General features: G+C 63.3%; 19 protein-coding genes. 6 read left to right on the top strand and 13 right to left on the bottom strand.

Annotated features, from left to right (window positions below; genetic code table 11):
• Positions 1-3: 3 nt before the first annotated feature.
• Together ACJ8HN_RS00745 and ACJ8HN_RS00740 are read right to left on the bottom strand one after the other, a co-directional pair.
• On the bottom strand, positions 4-633 hold the full coding sequence (locus tag ACJ8HN_RS00745; protein WP_060445752.1) for a CatB-related O-acetyltransferase: 630 nt from the start codon (positions 631-633) through the stop codon (positions 4-6).
• A 156-nt stretch (positions 634-789) separates the two neighbouring features.
• The gene (locus ACJ8HN_RS00740; protein ID WP_048321839.1) at positions 790-1,785 is read right to left on the bottom strand and encodes a DMT family transporter; all 996 of its coding nucleotides are present in this window, start codon (positions 1,783-1,785) and stop codon (positions 790-792) included.
• Positions 1,786-1,957: 172 nt separating this feature from the next.
• Between ACJ8HN_RS00740 and pdxR (ACJ8HN_RS00735) the strand changes: the two genes are divergently transcribed.
• The gene (gene pdxR / locus ACJ8HN_RS00735) at positions 1,958-3,424 is read left to right on the top strand and encodes a MocR-like pyridoxine biosynthesis transcription factor PdxR (RefSeq protein ID WP_442522935.1); all 1,467 of its coding nucleotides are present in this window, start codon (positions 1,958-1,960) and stop codon (positions 3,422-3,424) included.
• Here pdxR (ACJ8HN_RS00735) and ACJ8HN_RS00730 read toward each other — a convergent pair.
• The 4 genes from ACJ8HN_RS00730 to ACJ8HN_RS00715 are packed head-to-tail and all read right to left on the bottom strand — an operon-like array spanning position 3,421 to position 7,075.
• Entirely contained in the window at positions 3,421-3,921 is a 501-nt protein-coding gene (locus tag ACJ8HN_RS00730) for a protein disulfide oxidoreductase (RefSeq protein WP_039564960.1), read from the bottom strand. The genes pdxR (ACJ8HN_RS00735) and ACJ8HN_RS00730 overlap by 4 nt on opposite strands.
• On the bottom strand, positions 3,914-4,630 hold the full coding sequence (locus ACJ8HN_RS00725) for a DsbA family protein (protein ID WP_164105203.1): 717 nt from the start codon (positions 4,628-4,630) through the stop codon (positions 3,914-3,916). Before ACJ8HN_RS00725 ends, ACJ8HN_RS00730 begins: the two co-directional genes overlap by 8 nt.
• Complete coding sequence (locus ACJ8HN_RS00720) at positions 4,627-6,663, bottom strand: protein-disulfide reductase DsbD family protein (protein WP_164050016.1); 2,037 nt, start codon at positions 6,661-6,663, stop codon at positions 4,627-4,629. Before ACJ8HN_RS00720 ends, ACJ8HN_RS00725 begins: the two co-directional genes overlap by 4 nt.
• A gap of 49 nt (positions 6,664-6,712) precedes the next feature.
• A complete protein-coding gene (locus tag ACJ8HN_RS00715) occupies positions 6,713-7,075 on the bottom strand; it encodes a hypothetical protein (protein WP_033635372.1) in 363 nt (120 codons plus the stop codon).
• Positions 7,076-7,280: 205 nt separating this feature from the next.
• Between ACJ8HN_RS00715 and flk the strand changes: the two genes are divergently transcribed.
• Positions 7,281-8,309 carry a flagella biosynthesis regulator Flk gene (gene flk / locus ACJ8HN_RS00710; RefSeq protein WP_039564954.1) on the top strand — a complete coding sequence of 343 codons (1,029 nt, stop codon included), beginning with the start codon at positions 7,281-7,283 and terminating at the stop codon, positions 8,307-8,309.
• A 4-nt stretch (positions 8,310-8,313) separates the two neighbouring features.
• Here the strand turns inward: flk and ACJ8HN_RS00705 are convergent, their stop codons facing one another.
• On the bottom strand, positions 8,314-8,769 hold the full coding sequence (locus ACJ8HN_RS00705; RefSeq protein ID WP_047571161.1) for a rhodanese-like domain-containing protein: 456 nt from the start codon (positions 8,767-8,769) through the stop codon (positions 8,314-8,316).
• Positions 8,770-8,862: 93 nt separating this feature from the next.
• Here ACJ8HN_RS00705 and pdxR (ACJ8HN_RS00700) point away from each other — a divergent pair, with 93 nt between their 5' ends.
• On the top strand, positions 8,863-10,296 hold the full coding sequence (gene pdxR, locus ACJ8HN_RS00700; RefSeq protein WP_333504969.1) for a MocR-like pyridoxine biosynthesis transcription factor PdxR: 1,434 nt from the start codon (positions 8,863-8,865) through the stop codon (positions 10,294-10,296).
• Between the two features lie 26 nt (positions 10,297-10,322).
• Here pdxR (ACJ8HN_RS00700) and ACJ8HN_RS00695 read toward each other — a convergent pair whose 3' ends face one another.
• Positions 10,323-11,219 (bottom strand): endonuclease/exonuclease/phosphatase family protein, encoded by an 897-nt coding sequence (locus tag ACJ8HN_RS00695; protein ID WP_060438447.1) that lies wholly within the window; start codon positions 11,217-11,219, stop codon positions 10,323-10,325.
• Positions 11,220-11,436: 217 nt separating this feature from the next.
• On the opposite strand from ACJ8HN_RS00695, the gene pepT reads away from it, so the two are divergent.
• Complete coding sequence (pepT, locus tag ACJ8HN_RS00690; RefSeq protein ID WP_086580234.1) at positions 11,437-12,684, top strand: peptidase T; 1,248 nt, start codon at positions 11,437-11,439, stop codon at positions 12,682-12,684.
• On the opposite strand, the gene ACJ8HN_RS00685 is transcribed toward pepT, so the two are convergent.
• A complete protein-coding gene (locus ACJ8HN_RS00685) occupies positions 12,681-13,793 on the bottom strand; it encodes an SLC13 family permease (protein ID WP_033648079.1) in 1,113 nt (370 codons plus the stop codon). The two genes, pepT and ACJ8HN_RS00685, sit on opposite strands and share 4 nt — an antisense overlap.
• A gap of 154 nt (positions 13,794-13,947) precedes the next feature.
• Between ACJ8HN_RS00685 and apbE the strand changes: the two genes are divergently transcribed.
• Positions 13,948-14,979, top strand: a complete 1,032-nt coding sequence (gene apbE / locus ACJ8HN_RS00680; protein WP_060430718.1) for an FAD:protein FMN transferase ApbE — start codon at positions 13,948-13,950, stop codon at positions 14,977-14,979.
• Positions 14,980-15,041: 62 nt separating this feature from the next.
• Here apbE and ACJ8HN_RS00675 read toward each other — a convergent pair whose 3' ends face one another.
• Positions 15,042-15,263 (bottom strand): hypothetical protein, encoded by a 222-nt coding sequence (locus ACJ8HN_RS00675; protein WP_004936201.1) that lies wholly within the window; start codon positions 15,261-15,263, stop codon positions 15,042-15,044.
• A gap of 212 nt (positions 15,264-15,475) precedes the next feature.
• Positions 15,476-16,696 carry a beta-ketoacyl-ACP synthase I gene (gene fabB, locus ACJ8HN_RS00670; protein ID WP_041036107.1) on the bottom strand — a complete coding sequence of 407 codons (1,221 nt, stop codon included), beginning with the start codon at positions 16,694-16,696 and terminating at the stop codon, positions 15,476-15,478.
• Positions 16,697-16,866: 170 nt separating this feature from the next.
• Here fabB and mnmC point away from each other — a divergent pair, with 170 nt between their 5' ends.
• The gene (gene mnmC / locus ACJ8HN_RS00665) at positions 16,867-18,888 is read left to right on the top strand and encodes a bifunctional tRNA (5-methylaminomethyl-2-thiouridine)(34)-methyltransferase MnmD/FAD-dependent 5-carboxymethylaminomethyl-2-thiouridine(34) oxidoreductase MnmC (RefSeq protein WP_442522934.1); all 2,022 of its coding nucleotides are present in this window, start codon (positions 16,867-16,869) and stop codon (positions 18,886-18,888) included.
• Between the two features lie 41 nt (positions 18,889-18,929).
• On the opposite strand, the gene ACJ8HN_RS00660 is transcribed toward mnmC, so the two are convergent.
• Positions 18,930-19,211, bottom strand: coding sequence for a YfcL family protein (locus ACJ8HN_RS00660; RefSeq protein ID WP_016926855.1), 282 nt, complete (start codon positions 19,209-19,211; stop codon positions 18,930-18,932).
• 32 nt (positions 19,212-19,243) lie between these two features.
• A complete protein-coding gene (locus tag ACJ8HN_RS00655; protein ID WP_060424372.1) occupies positions 19,244-19,801 on the bottom strand; it encodes an elongation factor P hydroxylase in 558 nt (185 codons plus the stop codon).
• Positions 19,802-19,840: the final 39 nt, after the last annotated feature.

Raw genomic sequence — 19,840 nt, 5'->3', positions numbered from 1 at the left:
CGTTTAACGGCGCAAGGCCGCAATTCCCCTTTCCAACGCATCGATATCGTCATCGGCGAGCAGGGGCTGAATCACCGTAAAGTCCGCCTCCGACAAGTCATAGAGGCGCAAGGCAAGCAACCGCGCGATGACTTCCGGCGCGAACCGCCAACGGATAAACCTCGCCGGATTACCGCCGACGATGGCATAAGGCTCAACATCGCCGGCCACCACGCTGCCGGCGGCGACGATCGCCCCCTCACCTATCGAGATTCCCGGCATCAGCATCGCCCGCATGCCGATCCAGCAACCGTCGCCCAGCCGGGTATCGCCTTTGGGGCGGTACGCCTGCTTGATGGTTGCCATAAACGGATACAGGCTCAGCCAGTCGATGCGATGGGTATGGTTGCCGCCCATCAGGATCACCGCTTCGGCCGCGATGCACACGTAATCGCCGATCAGCAGGCGGTCTATGTCGCCCAGCGGCTGCCATTGCCGGCTGACCGCGTCGCCGTGCAGATAGCGCACTACCGAGCGTTCGAAGCCGTTATCCCAACAGTCGCTGTAGTAGCTGTGGGTGCCTTTGACGATAATATTCGGGTTGGTCACCGTCTGATGCAGCAGCTCGGTGTTGGACCAGTGTTTTTCGGACATGGCGTATTCTCTGGTTACGGGAATAAAAGCCACGGAACGGAATGTCTGTGGCCGTGTTGTCGTTCACTCAACACGGCCATTCAAGCGATAAGCGCTCGTTTCAATCTCGGGTTATTCATCATTACGGCCTCTCTTGCGAGGCGTAATGGTAGCCGATCACGCCTCGGCGGTCTTGCTTTTCAACAGCAGCACCCCGCCCATCACCAGCGCGCTGCCCAGCAGCTGCAGCTGATTCATGCTCTCCCCCAGCAGGAAATAGGCGATCACCGCGGTGAACACCAGCTCCAGCGACAGGATCAGGTTGGCCACCGCCAGCGGCAGCGTTTTCAGGCTGATATTGTACAGCCCGAAGCCCAGCAGCGTCGGCCCGGCGGCCAACGCCAGCAGCAACAGCCAGCCGCTCCATTGAATGCCCTGCGCGCCGTGCGACAGGAACCACAGAGAGCCGGCCATGCCGTGGAACGCCGCCAGCGGGAACGCCGTCAGCGCCGCGTTGAACACCAGCTGGTACAGCGCCGAAAAACCGAACACGTACAGGATGGTGTTCCACACCGGATAGCCGCGTTCGCTGGCCACCCGCCCGCCGAGGGTATACAGGGTATAGCCGATGCCCGACAACATCCCCACCAGCAGCCCCAGCAGATCGAAGTGGCTGTTCCCCATACTGTCGCCGTTGCTGACCAGGAAGCAGCCGCCCAGGCTGATGGCGATCACCAGCAATTGGCGCAGCGTCAGGCGTTCGCTGTACATCACCCAGCCGAGGAACACGGTAAAACCCACCGAACAGTAGGTCAGAATGGTCGCCACCGATGCGCCGTTCAGCGCCACCGACAGCGTCCACAGGCTGTTGAACAGCGCCAGCAACAGCCCGTAAAGCGCGTAGAAAGCCACCTGTTTACGGCGCAGGCGCGCCCACTGCGGTTTCACCAGCAACAGCAGCGGCAACAGCACCAGCGCCACCAGCGCCGCGCGCCAGAACGCCAGCACGAAGGTCGGCAGGTGATAGTACTCGGTCAGCGCGCGGATGATGATGGCGGTAAAGGCCAGCAGCATCGCGCTGATAATGGCGATGGCGTAACCCTGGCTGCTGCCCTGAAAAAGACGCGCGCCGGGCAGCGCCGGCCGGGCGGAAACGCCTGACGGTAATGACATGAGATCCTCGGAAAAATGGCGACATAAATGCTCAGGCGCACAGTGTAACGCGGCCATTTTTTCTCACTATAGCCACTTTGCGGCGTTGTCATGCAGGCCACTTTTCTGCGCTTGAAGCCCTGTTGACATGGGGTATAGTAAAAACCTCTCTCCATAACCGGGCCAATTTCCCATGCATATCCCGTTGGATCGCGAGCAGGACGTTCCGCTCTATTTACAGATCGAAGAAGCGCTGCGGCGCGCCATCCTCACCGGCGTGTTTGTCGATGGCGACAAACTGCCCTCGACGCGCACGCTGGCGGCCGAACTGGCGGTCAGCCGTTTAACGGTGGATAACGCCTACGCCGAACTGGCGGCCAAGGGCTTTTTGCATCAGCGGCGCGGCAGCGGCGCCTATGTCGCGCATCCGCAGATGCAGGCACGCCCGGCCCGGCCGAGCAGCGATGCCCCTTTCCCGCTGGAAAGCTTCACCACCCTCACCTCGCGGCTGGACGGCTACGCCGACGCCCCGCTGCCGGAGGGGCTGATCAACTTCGCCGCCGGCGTCGGCAGCCCTAAGGTGTTTCCGCTGGAGGCGTTTCGCAAAGTGCTGCTGTCGGTGCTCAGCCGCCACGCGGAAGAGGCCTTCAGCTACGGCGAATACTGCGGCTACTACCCGCTGCGCGATACGCTGAGCCGCATTCTCAGCGCACAGGGCATCCCCACGCAGGCGGAACAGGTGCTGATCACCAACGGCTCGCAGCACGCCATCAGCCTGGTGGTGCAAAGCCTGCTGGCGCCGGGCGATACGGCGATCGTCGAAGAGCCGACCTACACCGAAGCGCTGGGCCTGCTGCGCCAGCACCGCGTCAATATCGTCACCGTACCGGGCGACCGACACGGCATGCGGGTGGATTTGCTGCCGGAATTGTTAGAACGCCACCGCCCCAAACTGATCTACACCATCCCCAATTTCCACAACCCGACCGGCCGCTGCCTGAGCGAGGCGCGTCGGCGACGCCTGCTGGCGATCGCTCAACAGGCCGGCGTGGTGATCCTGGAAGACGACTTCGTCGGCGATCTGCGTTATCAGGGCAAACAGCTGCCGTCGCTGCGCGCGCTGGCGCAGCCGGGCGCGGTGATCTATGTCAGCACCTTCTCCAAAATGCTGCTGCCCAGCATGCGCATCGGCTATCTGGTGGCGGACAGCGAACACTATCAGCGCTTCGCAAGGCTGAAGCACGTCGACAGCTTCACCAGTTCCAGCCTGATCCAGCGGGCGCTGGACGCTTTCGTCACCGTCGGCCGTTACGACAAGCAGCTGCGGCGCGCCGGGCGCGTCTACCGCCGCCATCTGGAGGTGATGATTGACGCCTTGCAACGGCGGCTGCCGTCGGGATGCCGCTTTGAAACGCCGCAGGGAGGCTTGTTTATCTGGCTGACGCTGCCGGCGTCGGTGACCACCGCCGAGCTGATGCCGGTCGCCTGGCGATACGGCGTGACCTTCGCGCGCGGCGAATGCTTTTATGCGCAGGAACATTTGGGCGCGCACGGCCTGCGGCTGAATTTCGCCGCCAACTCGCCGCCGCAGATTGAAGAAGGTATCGCCCGGCTATGCCGGGCGATTGAGGAGGTGATAACGGAGAAAAACGCCGGTTAGACGGCGGCCCACCACAGCCGCAGCTTCATCCCCCAGTAGCTGGTCCAGCCGGTGGTGCTCTGCACCACCTTGCCCTGTGAGACCACCACGAAGGTCGGCGTCACGCCAATCTGCCACTGCGCCGAGAGCGTACCGGCCGGATCGTTGACCACCGGCAGCGCCAGCCGTTTGCGCGCCAGCCATTGTTTCACCTGGGCATCGTCGCCCGAGCGCAGCGCGACGGTCAGCACGTTGCCGCCCGCCGCCTGCAAACGGGCGACGTCCGGCGTGGTGAAACGGCAGACGCCGCACCAGCTGGCCCAGAAGTAAACCAGCAGCGGCCGCTCATGGCTGAGCTGCGCCAACGACACACTCTCGCCATCCAGCGTGGTCAGGGTCTGGGCATCGAAGGCCGGCGGCGCCTGCGGCGCGTTCAGCCAATCCATCACCGTCACCACCGCCAGCGCGATCAGCGCCAGCAGCAGCAACTCGCGCCCCCAGCGCTTGAGCTTAGCCATTGTTGGCCTTCGCCAGCTGCTGTTTCACCATCGCTTCCAGCTCTTCATAGGATACCGCCCCCGGCAGCATCCGATCGCCGATCAGCGTCGCCGGCGTCCCCTGCACGCCCAGTTGCTCCGCCAATTCCATGTTGGTGCGCAGCGTGGTCATGCTCTGTACGCTGGGCGCCACCGCCTTGACGCCGGTTTTCTCTTGCGCGGCGGCGATGCTGGCGTTGTCGTGGAAGCCCTTTTTCGCCATCAGCCGCTGGTGCAGGGCCCAGAATTGATCCGGGTGCTGTTGCCAGGTGGTGAGCGCCACGCGCGCCGAACTGACCGAGCTTTCGCCCTTGAACGGCAGCAGTTTCACCACCAGCGCCACGTCCGGGTATTGCTTGACGATCTTCTCCAGCATCGGATCGAAACGCTTGCAGTACGGGCAGTTATAGTCGGTAAAGGTCACCAGCGTCAGTTTGGGGTTGGCGGCGCCGAGGCGCGGGCTGGCCGGATCCTGATACAGCGTTTTGGCGTTCTGCTTGATAGCCTGGCTGATCTGCTGGCCGGCGGTTTGCTGCTGCCAGGCGTCCACCGCCTGCGCCAGAATGTCCGGGTTGGACACCAGCGTTTCGCGGATCATCTCTTTGATACGCGCCTCTTGTGCCGGAGTGAAAGGCTCGGCGGCCCACACCGGGGCGGCGATGATCATCAGTAAAATCAGTAGCTTTTTCATTGTTCGGTTCCTTTGGCATGGGAAAGGGTTTGCAGCACGGCGTCACGGGTCAACAGCGGGGATAACACCTCGCCCTCCGGGCTGCCGGGGCCATAGATTTGGTTGAAAGGCACGGCGACGCTGCCGCGCTTTTGCAGGAAGGCGCTGATGTCGGCCGACGGGCGGCTCCAGTCGCCGCGCAGCGCAACCACGTCGTCGGCGCTCAGCGCGCGCTGCACGTCATCGCGCAACAGCACATTGAATTTGTTGGCTTTACAGGTCACGCACCAGTCGGCGGTCACGTCGACGAACACCCGCTTATGCTGGGCCAGCGCTTCGGTAATCGCCTGTTCGCTCAGCGGTTGCCACTGCACCCGATCCTGCAACGGCTGGCGCCACAGGCCGGCGGTCAGCGATCCGGCCAGCAAGGCCACGCCCGCCAGCACTAACGTGCCGGCCGCCAGCTTGGCCGCCAACCGTGCGCCCTGTTGACGCCACACCGCCAGCAGCAACGCCAGCAGCGCCAACGCCCCCAGCCACAGCGTGGCCTGCACGCCGATATGGTTGCTCAACAGGCTCAGCAGCCACAGCGACGACGCCAGCATCAGCAGCCCCATCGCCAGCTTGACGGTATTCATCCAGCGGCCGGGGCGCGGCAAGCGCAGCGCCAGCGACGGCCAGGCGGCGATCAGCAGCCACGGCAGGCTCATGCCGATGCCGAGCGCGATGAACATGCCCCACAACACCGGCAGCGACGCCGCCAGCGCGAAGGCCACCGCCGTGCCGAGAAACGGCGCCGAGCACGGCGTCGCCAACAGCGTGGCGAACGCGCCCTGCCAGAAATGGCCGCTCAGCCCCTGCCCGTTATGGGTGGCCAGCGACGTATTCAGATCGGACGAGAGGCGCAGGTGGAACAGGCCAAACAGGTTGGCGCTGAACAGCAGCGTCACCAGCACCATAAAACCGATAAACCACGGATTCTGGAACTGAATGCCCCAGCCGAGCGCATGGTTGCCGAGCCGCAGCAGCGTCATCAACAGGGCCAGCGCCATAAACGAGGCGACGATACCCAGCGACGACGCCAGGAACTGCAAACGCACGCTGCGCCGATCGCGATGCTCCACCTGCAGGATGGAGCCGAGCTTGATGCCCAGCACCGGCAGCACGCACGGCATCAGGTTGAGGATTAACCCGCCCGCCAGCGCCATCAATACCGCCTGCCACAGCGGGAACGCCGCACCGACGGGCGCGGCCAACGGATCGCCAATCGGCAGCGTAATCTGCTGCGCCATGCCGCCGTCGTCGATCACCAGCGTCAGCGTTTTGCCGCGCAGATCCGGCGCCGCATCGCCCCAACCGTCGCTGACCGGCACTCGCGCCAACAGCTGAGCGCCGTCGGTCTCGACCTGCGGCTTGCCGAGATCGGCATCCGCCAGCGTATCGAAAAACAGCGCGGGCTGCTGCCAGCCAGCGGCGCGTTCGGCGGCAATCTGCAGCTCGCCGTTGCGGTAACCGGCCTTGACGCTCTCCGCTACCCCGGCGGCGATCGGCACCTGCCCCATCGCCTGCGCGAAGTCGTGGTTAAACTGCGGATCGTTCGGCGTCGTCAGATCCAGACTGAACGGGTAGTCGGTCAGAATGCAGACGTTGCTGCAGGTGGACAGCGTCAGGGTGCCCGCCAGCGGGCCGGATACCGGGCCTGACATCACGATCGGCAGCGTGACCCGATCGTGATAGCCCTGGGTGGAAATGCCGGCCACTTCGAAACGCTGCGGCGTCGGCCAGTGCCAGGTCGCCGGCGGCGGGTTGCCCTGCCAGACGATAGCCGGCGCGATGCCGCCTTCGCCAGGGGAACGCCAGTAGGTTTTCCAGCCCTTTTGCAGCTCGACCGACAGCAGCAGGCGGGTCTCCCCCGGCTGTGACGTGTCGGCGCGCAGCCGCACCTTGGCATGATCGTTGGCCGGATTTTGCAGCCAGCCGCTGTCTGCCGCCTGCAAGGCAGGTAGCCACAGCATAAACAGGCAAGCGCAGGCCAGCCTGATAATTTTCAACATGTTAATTCTCCATAAATGATTAAATCACCGCGAAAAACGGGCGATTAACTCATTCACGGAAGACGCATAATCGAAGGTGCACCCTGAGGGTGGGGGGTGAAATGGCGCGGGGAGGAGGAATGCGCAGGCGCGCGGCGATGGTCGGCGCCAACAGCGCCAGCAGCAGACCCAGCCCGAACAGCACGGTTTCGAACATCACCGGCGGCGCGGCCAGCAATGACTTGGCGCTCAGCTCACAGGGCGTCGGCTGCGCTTCGGCGGCGGTATCACCGGACTGAACGGCAGTGGCCGCCGGGATCCCCAGCGTTTGCTGCAGCGCATGCAGGCCCGCCATGCGCTGGGTCATGCACGTCAGCACCACCAGGCAAGCCAGGCATAAAAACCATTTTGCAATCCGCTGCCGTTTAACCATGCCATCCTCACGTTCGGGTCTGGGGCTATCTTAGCGGCGCGGGCGCGATTAGCAACGTTTTGTCGGTAAAGAAATGTCTGAGCGGCGGTATTGATGGCGGCGATTTACAGGTATCATAGTGGGTAAGCCTGCGCTTTTCGCCGGGTACGATGATGATTCTCTCCTCCAGGCATTCTGCGGGGATACACAGCGAAGGACTGGTGATATGCAACCTTTGAGTGGGCCGGGCACCCCAATCGCCGGCGAACGCCCTCCCTCCCCGGGCAAAACGGCGGCCACTGACGATCAACCCCTCTCTCCGGCGCAGCGCACGACGCTGGAAAAGCTGATCGTGAAAATCATGACGCTCAGCCCGGCAAAGCCGGCGGAGATCTGGGCGACTCTGCGTCACGATCTCGGCGCCGATAACGGCGGTGAACTGCTGGCGCGTCATTTTCAACCGGCGGAACAGCTGCTGCAAACGCGCCTGACGCAGGCGCAGCAAAACCATGCCGGGCGCCAGCTGTTGCAACAGCTGGCCGAATTGCTGCCGCAGGGCAACAATCGCCAGGCGGTCAGCGACTTTATTCGCCAGCAGTTCGGCCACACGGTACTGAGCCAGCTGAGCCCACCACAGCTGCAGCAGGTGCTGAATCTGTTGCAAACCGGCGGCCTGGCCATTCCCCAGCCGCAGCAAACCGCCACCAGCGATCGCCCGCTGCTGCCCGCAGAGCATCAAAGCCTGCAGCAGCAGGTCACCAAACTTAGCGCGGCCACCGGTGAAGCGCCGGCTAAAATCTGGCAAACGCTGTTTGATCTGGCGGGCGTGAAAACCAACGATCCGCTGCCGGCGCGCCACTTCCAGCTGCTGAACCAGTTTTTGCAGGTGAAGGTGGCCCTCAGCCCGCAGAGCGCGCCGACGCTGAACAATCTGCTGGCGGCACTCAAGCAGCCGGCGGACGAGCAAGAGCTGCAGCAGATGAACGACTACTGCCAAACGCGCTTCAACTGCGGCGCCAATGCGCCGCTGACGCATCCGCAAATGAGTGACGCCATTCATCAGCTGTTTGCCCGCCGCCTGGAGAAGGCCGGCCAGGCGCAGCCGATCGTCAGCCAGCCCGTAGAGCCGCAGCCGCTGCTCAACCCGCTGATCGCCGCCCTGCCGCTGCCGCTGCAAAAAGCGCTCAGCAAGCCTGCCGCGGCGCTGATCCTGCTGCTGGTGGCGCTGGCGATCGTACTGGCGCTGGTGTTTTAACGCCTCAGGCGCAGCCGCAGTCCTCAGCCGCCGCCCGATCGCGCAGCGATCCCGGCTGTTCGCCGGTGGCCAACGGATGGCCGTCGCGCAGCCAGAAATCCAGCCCGCCGATCAGCTCCTTCACCCTGAATCCCAGCTTCGCCAGCTTGTAGGCGCCTTTGGTGGAACCGTTGCAGCCGATGCCGTCGCAGTAGGTCACATACACCTTTTGGCGATCCAGCTGCGCCGTGCCGGCTTCATCCATCAGGCGATGCGGCAAGCTGATCGCCCCGGGGATATGCCCGGCGGCGTACAGCGCCTCTGCGCGGGTGTCGATCACTACTATCCCGTCCACGCCGTTGCGCAGATCTTCCGCCACGTCCCAGGCATCCGCATAGCGGCTCAGCTTGGCCGCCAGGTAAGCCAGGCTCTCTTCCGGCGCCGCCGGTGGAAAAGCCAGCACCAATGATTCTTTCGACATACCACTCACTCCCGTGCATCAAGACAGATGACAATAGTGCCTCATTTTGGTCTTATGATTGATACCAATTTTCCATAAATCATAAGACCAATTATGCGGCACTCGCTGGTCACGCTGTTTCAGCAATCGCCCCACACCGCCGGCACGCTGCGCGATCGCCTGTGCGGCGCACTGCGGCAGGCCATCCATCAAGGGGCATTGAACGTTGGGCAACGCCTGCCTTCCAGCCGGGTGCTGGCCAGCGATCTGAGCCTCTCGCGAGTAACCGTCGAAGCGGCCTACGGTCAGTTGGAGGCGGAGGGATATCTGCAGCGCCGCGTCGGCCAGGGCACCTTTGTGGCGATTACCATCGCCAAATCGCCGCCGCCGGCAGCCGGCTCCGGCATGCCGCGCCTTTCGCAGCGCGGCCAACAGATCGTGCAAACCGGCGGCTGCCGCGATCCGCAGCAGCCACAGGCGTTCGCCGCCGGTTCACCGGACCTGCGCGCGTTTCCGCTGGCCTTGTGGAAGCAGCTGACCGCACAGCGCCTGCGGCTACAGGGAGAAAGCCTGCTGCGCTACGGCGACCCGCAGGGCTATTTACCGCTGCGTGAGGCGATTGCCGCCCACGTCAACCAAACGCGCGGCGTGGTCTGCGATGCGCGGCAGATCATCGTGCTGACCAGTTCGCAGCAGGCGCTGCAGCTGATCGCCACGTTGCTGCTGGACAGCGGCGACAGCGTCTGGATGGAAGAGCCGGGTTACACCGGGGCAAGAAACGCCTTTATCAGCGCCGGCGCCGCCCTGACGCCGGTCGCGGTGGACGGCGACGGCCTGCGTGCTGAATCCTCCTTGCCGGACCCACGTTTGATTTATCTGACCCCCTCGCACCAATACCCTACCGGCGCCGCGCTCAGCCTGGCGCGCCGATTGGCGTTGCTGGCGCTGGCAGAGCGGCAACAGGCCTGGATCATCGAGGACGATTACGACAGCGAGTTTCATTACGACGGCCTGCCGATACCGGCGATGCAGGGCCTGGATCGCCGTGGCCGGGTGCTGTACCTCGGCACCTTCTCCAAGTCGCTGTTCCCTTCACTGCGGTTGGCGTATCTGATCGCCCCGCCCGCGCTGGTTGAAGCGTTCGTCACCGCGCGTACGGTGTATGACGGCCACAGCGCGCAGCTGATGCAGGCGGTCACCGCCGAATTCATCCACCAGGGGCACTTCGCCGCGCATATCCGCTACATGCGCCAGCTCTACCGCAGCCGGCGCGATGTGTTGCTGGCGGAAGTACGCGAAAAACTCGGCCACTTCGCCACGCCCGCTCCCGCCACCGGCGGCCTGCAGCTCAGCGTCTGGCTGCCGCCCGGCCAGGAGGCGGCGCTCAGCCGACAGGCGCGGCGGCTCGGCATCCTCACGCCCGGGCTGAAGGCGCAATACCAGACGGCGCAGGCGCAGCGCGACGGCTGGCTGCTGGGCTTTTCGGCCCTGACGCCGGGCGAGATCCGCACCGCCGTCGAGCGGCTGGCACGGATCGCCGTGGCTTAGCGCGGCCCCAATGGAATGCCCCCCGTTTATTGCTCGGTCAGGCGCATCTCCGCCACCAGCGGCAGGTGGTCGCTCACCGCCGGCCAATGCACGCCGTTCCAGTCGCCGCTGGCGTTCGGCACCGTCAGGCTGTCCAGATGCCAGCGCTGCGCGTTACCGGTGAAGATGTAATCCACCTTGATCTCGGCGTTTTCCGCCGGCCAACTGCGGCCGTCCTGCCCGTCAGGCATGATGTCGTTCCAATAGCGGCTCAGCTCCAGCCAGGTCACGCTGCCCGGCACATCGTTCATATCGCCGAACAGCAGCTTGATACCGCGTACTTCGATGGCGCGATCGTTCAGCTCCCGCACCTGATCCAGGCGCATCGTCGGATCTTCCTTGGTATCGAGGTGGGCGTTGAACAGGGTGATCGGCGCCGGGAACTCCGGCACGTCGACCTTGGCGCTGAAGGCGATGCGCTGTTCGCGCTGGCCGGACGGCAGCGGATAGATCACGGCATCGTGCAGCGGATACTTCGAGAGAAACGCCAGGCCATATTCGCCGCCGTCGTAATCGATCGCCCGGCCAAACACCGCCTGCATGCCGGTCAGCTTCGCCAGCTCCGCCGCCTGATCGACCCGGCCGCTGCGGGCGGTGAGTTTATCCACCTCTTGCAGCGCCACCACGTCGACGTTCATCGCGCGAATTGCCTTGGCGATGGCGGTCATGTCGCTGACCTTGCCGGCGGCGATATTGAAGCTGGCGACGCGGATCTTCGGCGCCTGTTCTAGTTCATAGGTTTTATTTTTCAGGCCACCCAACGCGCTGGCCACTTCGCGGCTGTTGGCGTTGCTGTTGGCATGGCCGGCATCGGCAGAGGCCCAGGCGCTGTGAGAGAGGCCCAGGGACAGTAAGGTGATAAGCAGAGCGTGACCGGTGTGCATGAATTCTCCTTGAGGGACAGATAAGTGTTATGTAGGCGCTTCCCGGCCCACAGCTAACACCGATTTTGCCGCAGAAACCTGCGACTATTTCCTAGTTGCACCGCTATTTTTCGTTTCTGCGCGATGCTTCGCATTCTGGCGGTTTACGCATTGCACCGTTGGACAAACGGCTGATTTCGTTTTAAAACCGGTAGATTGCCAACCGCGAGGAGTTCCGATGACCAGCCCGATTGCCGAACAGCTTACCGAACGTTTCTTCCGCTACCTGGCGGTCACCAGCCAGAGCAACGCCGCCGCAACCGCCCTGCCCAGCACGCCGGGGCAGCATGAAATGGCGCAGCTGCTGGCGGAAGAGCTGCGCCGGCTCGGCCTGGCCGACGTGCAGATAGACGACCACGCCACCGTCACCGCCCGCAAGCCCGGCACCCAGCCCGGCGCGCCGCGCATCGGCTTCATCACCCATATCGACACCGTGGACGTCGGCCTGTCGCCCGAGATTCGCCCGCAGCGCCTGCGCTTCATCGGCGAAGATGTATGCCTGAACGCCGAGCAAGACATCTGGCTGCGGGTCGCCGAACACCCGGAGATCCTGCCCTACCGCAACGAAGAGATCCTGTTCAGCGACGGCACCAGCGTGCTGGGCGCCGACAACAAGGCGGCGGTCACCGTGGTGATGACGCTGCTGGCCAACCTGGCCGCCGCCGATCGCCACGGCGATATCGTGGTGGCGTTCGTGCCGGATGAAGAGATCGGCCTGCGCGGCGCCAAGGCGCTGGATCTGCAGCGTTTCCCCGTCGATTTCGCCTACACCATCGACTGCTGCGAACTGGGTGAAGTGGTTTACGAGAATTTCAACGCGGCGGCGGCGGAAATCCGCATCGAGGGGGTGACCGCGCACCCGATGTCGGCGAAAAACGTGTTAATCAACCCGATACGTATCGCCAACGACATCATCAACCGCTTCGACGTGCAGGATACCCCGGAACACACCGACGGGCGCGAGGGCTATTTCTGGTTCACCGATCTGGCCGCCAATGCCAATCAGGCGACGCTGAAGGTGTCGATTCGCGACTTCGATAGCGCGGCGTTCGAGGCGCGCAAAGCCCGCCTTGAGGAGACGGTGCGTCAGGTGGCGGCCGGCTATCCGCGCGCCAACGTCAGCTGCAGCATCAGCGACATCTACAGCAACATCAGCAACGCCATCGGCGAAGATCGGCGCGCCATCGATCTGATCTTCGGCGCCCTTGCCGCCCACGGCATCCCGCCGAAGGTGATCCCGATGCGCGGCGGCACCGACGGCGCGGCGCTCTCGAGCCGCGGCATCCTGACGCCCAATTACTTCACCGGCGCGCATAACTTCCACTCGCGCTTCGAGTTTTTACCCGTCAGCGCCTTCGTGAAATCCTACCAGGTGACCCGCAGCATTTGCCTGCTGGCCGCCCGGCAGAGCGGTAATCAGAGTTAGCTCAATAGCCAGCCGACCAGCGCGGCCCACGCCAGCAGCGGCAGCGAGTAATAGTGGAAGCGCAACCAGATCTTGCGCTCCCCCGCCATGCGCAGCGCAATCAGGTTGGCGAGCGATCCGATCGCCAACCCGAAGCCGCCGGCATTGACCGCATAGGCCAGTTGCGTGCTGGAGGGCGCATAGTTGAGCAGCAAAATGGTGGCCGGCACGTTGCTGACGATCTGCGACAGCCCAACGCCCAACGCATACACCCCACCGTCGCTCAGCCCGGCGATGGCGGCAAACGCCGGCTGAAGCGGCGGCAGGCGGGTAAACAGGCCAACATCGATAAACATGGCGGCGAACACGAAAATCAGGCTCCAGTCGATCTGCAACAGCACCCGGCGCGCCAGCAACAAAAAGCCGGCGAACACCGCCAGCAACCCATACAGCGGCAGGCCGATATCCAGGCACAGCAGGAAGATCGCATACAGCCCCACGCAGCTCAGCAACAGCGGCCGTTGATAGGGGTAACCCTCGGTATTCGGCGTTTTCACGATGTCGCGCGCCGGGAAGCTGAACCAGGTCAACGCCAGCAGGCTCAGCATCATCGCGGCGCCAAACGGCGCCATCTGGCCGATGAAGCCGAGGAAAGAAAGGCCGGAGCGGCTCCACAGCAGGATATTTTGCGGGTTGCCGATCGGCGTCAGCAGCGAACCGGCGTTCACCGCCAGCGCCTGAAAGATGATCAAACGGCCAACCGGCAGCGCCGACAGCTTTTTCAGCGTGATGGTGAGCGGAATGACGATAAACAGCGCCACGTCGTTGGTCAGAAACGACGACAGCAGCGCGGCGGAAAACACCAGGAACAGCGCCAGCCGCCGTTCGCTGTGCAACCGGTTGATAATCTTGCGGCCAACGAAGTCGAAGTAGCCGCTGACCTCGACGCCTTTGGTCAGCAGCATCAGCCCCAGCAGAGTAATGAGGGTGCGGACGTCGATGAAACCGCCCAGCGCCGCCAGCGGCTGCGGATCAAAGGCGAACATCGCTGCGCCGGCCAGCAACAGCACGTGCAGGAAACGGTCTTTGACAAAGGGGTGGATAAGCCGGGAAATGGCGGTTGAACTCATGGTGGCAGCTTGAAACCTCAGCGAAAAGCATGAGCGAGACGTTAGCTCAGGCGCGGCATCTACGCCAGCAAAATGCTATTTTACCTTTATCCGCTTTCCATTTGCCGCGCTTTACTTTATTTGTAGCGGCTTTCTCGTTTTCAAAGGACATGTTATGGCTTCCCTGTTCGCCAAAGGGGCGTTGCTCAGCGCCTTATGCGCCCTGCTCGCCGCCTGCGACGATGCCGCCTCCCGCCCGCAAATCGATATCGACGGCAAGACCATGGGCACCTTCTACAGCGTTAAAGTCAGCGGTGACGTCGCGATCGGCAAGCAAGAACTGCAGCGGCAGATCGACGCGGTGCTCGAACGGGCCAACGACGATATCTCCACCTACCGCGCCGACTCGGTGCTGTCGCAATTTAACCGCAGCGCCGGCCTCGAACCGCAGCCGATCCCGCGTGGCATGGCAGACATCGTGCTGATGGCCCAGCGCATCGGCCGCGATACCGGCGGCGCCATGGACATCACCGTCGGCCCACTGGTGAACCTGTGGGGGTTCGGCCCCGACAAGCACCCGGTCAAAGTGCCGGAACAGGCGCAGATCGACGCGGCGAAGCAGCGCACCGGCCTGCAGTACCTGAAGCTGATCAGCGACAATCGCGGGGAGTGGCTGCAAAAAGATCTGCCGGATATGTATGTCGATCTCTCGACGCTGGGCGAAGGCTACGGCGCCGATGAACTGGTGCGCCTGATGAACCGCAACGGCATTACCAACTACCTGGTGTCGGTCGGCGGCGCGGTCTCTTCACGCGGCGTCAACGGCCAGGGCAAACCCTGGCGGGTGGCAATCCAAAAGCCGACCGACCGTGAAAATGCGGTGCAGGCGCTGGTGGATCTGCACGGTTACGGCATCAGCACCGCCGGCAGCTACCGCAACTACTTCGAACAAAACGGCCAGCGCTACTCCCATGTCATCGATCCGACCACCGGCAGGCCGATCAACCACCGCCTGGTTTCCGCCACGGTGATCGCCCCCACCGCGCTCGAGGCCGACGGCTGGGATACCGGCCTGATGGTGCTGGGCACGGAGAAAGCGTTGAAACTTGCCGAAGAGAAAGGGCTGGCGGTCTACCTGATCAGCAAAACCGACGACGGTTTCAGCGCCGTGATGACGCCGCAGTTCAAGGCGTTTTTGGTGCAGTGAAATAAAAAAGCCCGGCGCGCGATGGCCGGGCTGGTTGCATGCGCCCGCAGGCGCTGCGCCGATCACTTGGTCAGCGCGATGATGCCGAGAGTCAGGCCGGCAACCGCCGCCGCGCCGCCGGCGATCGCACCCGCGGTTTCCCAGTTATCCTGAGTGGTGCCCTTCATGCAGGTGTTGGTGTGCACCAGGCGCCCCTGGTCATCGTAGACCGGCACGCAGGGAGAATCGGTGGCGCATCCGGCCAACACGGCCGACAGTAACCCAACCGCAATTAACTTTTTCATACTTCGTGCCTCAATGTTCGATCACTTTGGAAAACTACGCCGAGCGATAATCACGCTACCCGGCTATTGTATGCCCAACGCGTGTAATGGCGAGGTAATGATGTGTCAGGGGATGTGATTTGGGAAAACTCCGAACGCCCGGCCGGCGGGCTTCGGCCAGTAAAAAGCCCGCGAAAACGCGGGCTTGATAGCGAGGTGAGACTCAGGCGGGATTATTTCGCCAGTTTGCGCATCACCAGGGTGGCGTTGGTGCCGCCGAAGCCGAAGCTGTTGGACATCACGGTGGTCAGCTCGCGCTGAGTCGGCTGAGTCACGATGTTCATGCCGGCCGCCTGCTCATCCAGAGTGTCGATGTTGATGCTCGGCGCGATAAAGCCGTGCTCCAGCATCAGCAGGCTGTAGATCGCTTCCTGCACGCCTGCGGCGCCCAGCGAGTGACCGGTCATCGCCTTGGTGGAGGAGATAGCCGGGGTATTGTCGCCGAACACTTCGCGAATCGCGCCCAGCTCTTTCACGTCGCCCACCGGCGTGGAGGTGCCGTGCACGTTGATGTAGTCGATCGGCGCATCCAGATCCTGCATCGCCATCTTCATGCAGCGCACCGCGCCTTCGCCCGATGGCGCTACCATGTCGGCGCCGTCAGACGTTGCGCCGTAGCCAACGATTTCCGCGTAGATGTGCGCACCGCGCGCCAGCGCGTGTTCCAGTTCTTCAACCACCACCATACCGCCGCCGCCGGCGATGACGAAACCGTCACGATCGGCGTCGTAAGTACGGGAGGCTTTTTCCGGCGTGTCGTTGTACTTGGTGGACAGCGCGCCCATCGCGTCGAACTCGCAGGCCATTTCCCAGCACAGCTCTTCGCCGCCGCCGGCGAACACGATGTCCTGTTTGCCCAGTTGGATTTGCTCAACCGCGTTACCGATGCAGTGTGCGGAGGTCGCGCAAGCGGAGCTGATGGAGTAGTTCACGCCGTGGATTTTGAACGGCGTCGCCAGGCAGGCGGAAACGCCGGAAGCCATGGCTTTGGTGACCACGTACGGGCCAACCGCTTTCAGGCCGCGCGGGCTGCGCATCGCATCGGCGCCGAACACCTGGAAGCGCGGAGAACCGCCGCCGGAACCGGCGATCAGGCCCACGCGCGGGTTGTTTTGATACTCTTCTTCCTTCAGGCCGGAAGAAGCGATCGCTTCTTGCATCGCCAGGAAAGCATAGATGGAAGCATCGCTCATGAAACGCACCGCCTTGCGGTCGATCAGGCCGGTTGTGTCGAGCTTAACTTGCCCCCATACGTGACTACGCATGCCGGAATCTTTCAGCTCCTGGGAGAAAGTGATCCCAGAACGTCCTTCCTGCAGGCTCGCCAGGACCTCCTGCTGGTTATTACCAATGCTGGAGACAACTCCCAGGCCAGTAATCACTGCACGTTTCATTCAATACCTCTTCCACTATTTACCTACGGGATTTTGCATCGCACTTTAGCGTACAGATGTAAGCCGAACAAGTCCGATCAGCGTTTTTCAGCTTTATTGTTGTCCAGTTTGCGCCAGGGCGCCAGCGCCGTTAGAATTCGCGGCATCCCTTGAATTTCGAGCTATTGACCGTGAACCACGCCCCCATCCAAACCGCAACGCTAACCTGGAACGAACAGGGTACACCTGTTTCGAAACAGTTTGATGACGTCTATTTTTCCAATCAGGATGGGCTGGAAGAAACCCGCTATGTCTTTCTGCACGGCAACCGGCTGCCGCAGCGTTTCGCCACTCACCCGCGCCCGCTGCTGGTGGTGGCGGAAACCGGCTTCGGCACCGGGCTCAATTTCCTTACGCTGTGGCAGGCCTTCGCGGGTTTCCGCCAGGCCGAGCCGGACGCCGCGCTGCAACGCCTGCACTTTATCAGCTTCGAGAAATTCCCCCTGCAGCAGGCCGATCTGGCGGCGGCGCATGCGCGCTGGCCGGAGCTGGCTCCCTATGCCGATGAGCTGCGCGCCCAATGGCCGCTGCCGCTGCCGGGCTGCCATCGCCTGCTGTTGGCCGAAGGCCGCATTACGCTCGATCTGTGGTTCGGCGACGTCAACGAACTGCTGCCGCAGTTCGACGCCAGCATGAATAACCAGGTCGACGCCTGGTTCCTCGACGGCTTCGCACCGGCCAAAAATCCCGACATGTGGACCGAGCAACTGTTCGCCGCCATGGCGCGTTTCGCCCGGCCGGAAGGCAGCTTCGCCACCTTTACCGCCGCCGGCTTCGTGCGCCGCGGCTTGCAACAGGCCGGTTTTCAGGTCAACCGTTGCAAAGGCTTCGGCCAAAAGCGTGAGATGCTCGCCGGCAGTCTGCCGGCCGATGCGCAGCCCACACCCCACCCGGCGCCCTGGTATCGGCGTCCGGCGGCGAACAACACCGTCGACATCGCTCTGATCGGCGGCGGCGTCGCCAGCGCGCTCACCGCGTTGGCCCTATTGCGACGCGGCGCCACCGTCACGCTGTACTGCGCCGACGAGCAGCCGGCCGAGGGCGCATCCGGCAACCGTCAGGGGGCGATTTATCCTCTGCTGAACGGCAGCGGCGACGCGCTGGAGAGTTTCTTCAGCGCCGCGTTTCCTTTCGCCCGCCGCCAATACGACGCCCTGTTGCAACAAGGCGTCGCCTTTGATCACCAGTGGTGCGGCGTCAGCCAGCTGGCCTACGACGAAAAGAGCGGCGCCAAGATCGCCAATATGCTGAAAACAGACTGGCCGCCAGCGCTGGCGGCGGCAGCCGACCGCGAGACGCTCAGCGAACTGTGCGGCGTCGATACCGGCTTTGGCGGCATCACCTACCCGCAGGGCGGCTGGCTCTGCCCGGCCGAGCTGACGCGCGGCGCTATCGCGCTGGCGCAGCGACAGGGTCTGGTCTGCTGCTACCGGCACGATGTGCAGGCGTTGGCGCGTGAAGAAAACGGCTGGCGCATCGATTTCGCCCACGGCGAAAGCCGCCGCCATGCGACGGTGATCCTGGCCAACGGCCACCGGTTGGCCGAGCTGGCGCCGACGCAAGCCCTGCCGCTGTATGCGGTGCGCGGGCAGGTGTCGCACATCCCAACCTCGCCGGCCCTCGGTCAACTGAAGCAGGTGTTGTGCTACGACGGCTACCTGACGCCGGTCAACGCCAACAACGGCCAGCACTGCATCGGCGCCAGCTACCAGCGCGGCGACACCGCCACCGACTACCGCGAGCAGGAGCAACAAGAGAACCGCGAGCGCCTGCTGCGCTGCCTGCCGGAGCAGGCCTGGCCGCAGCAGGTGGACGTCAGCGCTCATCAGGCGCGCTGCGGCGTGCGCAGCGCCACCCGCGATCATCTGCCGATGGTCGGCGCGCTGCCGGACTATCAGGCCACGGTGACGCAGTATCAGGATTTGCAGCGGCGAAACCAGCGCGGCGAAACCGTCGCCGATGCGCCGGTCTATCCCGGCCTGTTCGCTATCGGCGGGTTGGGATCGCGCGGGCTGTGCTCGGCGCCGCTGGCGGCGGAAATTCTGGCGGCGCAGCTGTTCGGCGAACCGTTGCCGGGCGATGCGCTCCTGCTGGCGGCGTTGAATCCAAATCGGATGTGGGTGAGGAAGCTGCTGAAAGGACGTACGGTTTAATTCATGAATGAGGGGCGCGGCGGCGCGCCCCGGCATGGCGGTCAGGCGGCAGGGGTGGCGGCCTGATAAAGGTTTTCCCACATGCCGCGCACCAGGATCTGATCCGGCGGCGAGAGTTCCCCGGCGGCGATCGCTTTGTGCAGGCTCTCTTCCACCCGCGCTTTCAGCGCTTCGGCAGTGTGCTCGCCCTGCTCTTCCGCTTCGGCCACCGCCAGCGTCAGATGACCGCGCAGGTAGCCACCGGCAAACAGTTCATCATCGCTGGCGTGCTCTACCATGTCATCAATCAGCGCCAAAATGCGCGCTTCGAATTCTGCGATCATCAAATTTCCTCATTAAATAACGGGCTGTGGCGTCAGTTGAGATCTTCCGGATACGGAAAATGCTCGGCCGCCAACGGTGGCGTATTGTAGAACGATTGCAACGCCTGAATAAAGCGCGCAGGCCGTGTGGGTATTCCCTGCTCCAGCAGCGTCAATACCCGGTCGCGCACCTTGCGCTGGAACGCGATGCGATCCGGCTCGCAGTCGCCGTTCAGGTTGTCGCAGCTGACGTTAAACGGGAAACCGGCCGCCACGCAGAACATCCATTCCAGCGCCTGCGGTTTGATCTCCACCGCTTCGAATTCACTCTGGGTTTGCGCGTCGCGCCCGTCCGGGCAATACCAGTAACCGAAGTCCACTCGTTGGCGGCGCGCTTCGCCGGCGATGCACCAGTGCGAGATTTCGTGCAGGCCGCTGGCGTAGAAGCCGTGGGCAAACACGATGCGGTGATACGGCAGTTCGTCGTCGGCCGGCAGGTAGATCGGCTCGTCGTCGCCCTTCACCAGGCGGGTGTTGTAGTCATCGCTGAAGCATTGATTGAAGATCTCGATCAGTTGCTCATAGTGATGGCGGGTCTGTGTGTCTGACATAAAAACTCTATAACCACAAAAATAAAGAGGCCATTATAC

The sequence above is a fragment of the Serratia sp. CY29653 genome (assembly GCF_052169255.1).
Lineage (GTDB): Bacteria > Pseudomonadota > Gammaproteobacteria > Enterobacterales > Enterobacteriaceae > Serratia > Serratia sarumanii.
Note: the sequence above shows the minus strand (reverse complement) of the source record. Positions and strands in the feature narration are given on the sequence as shown.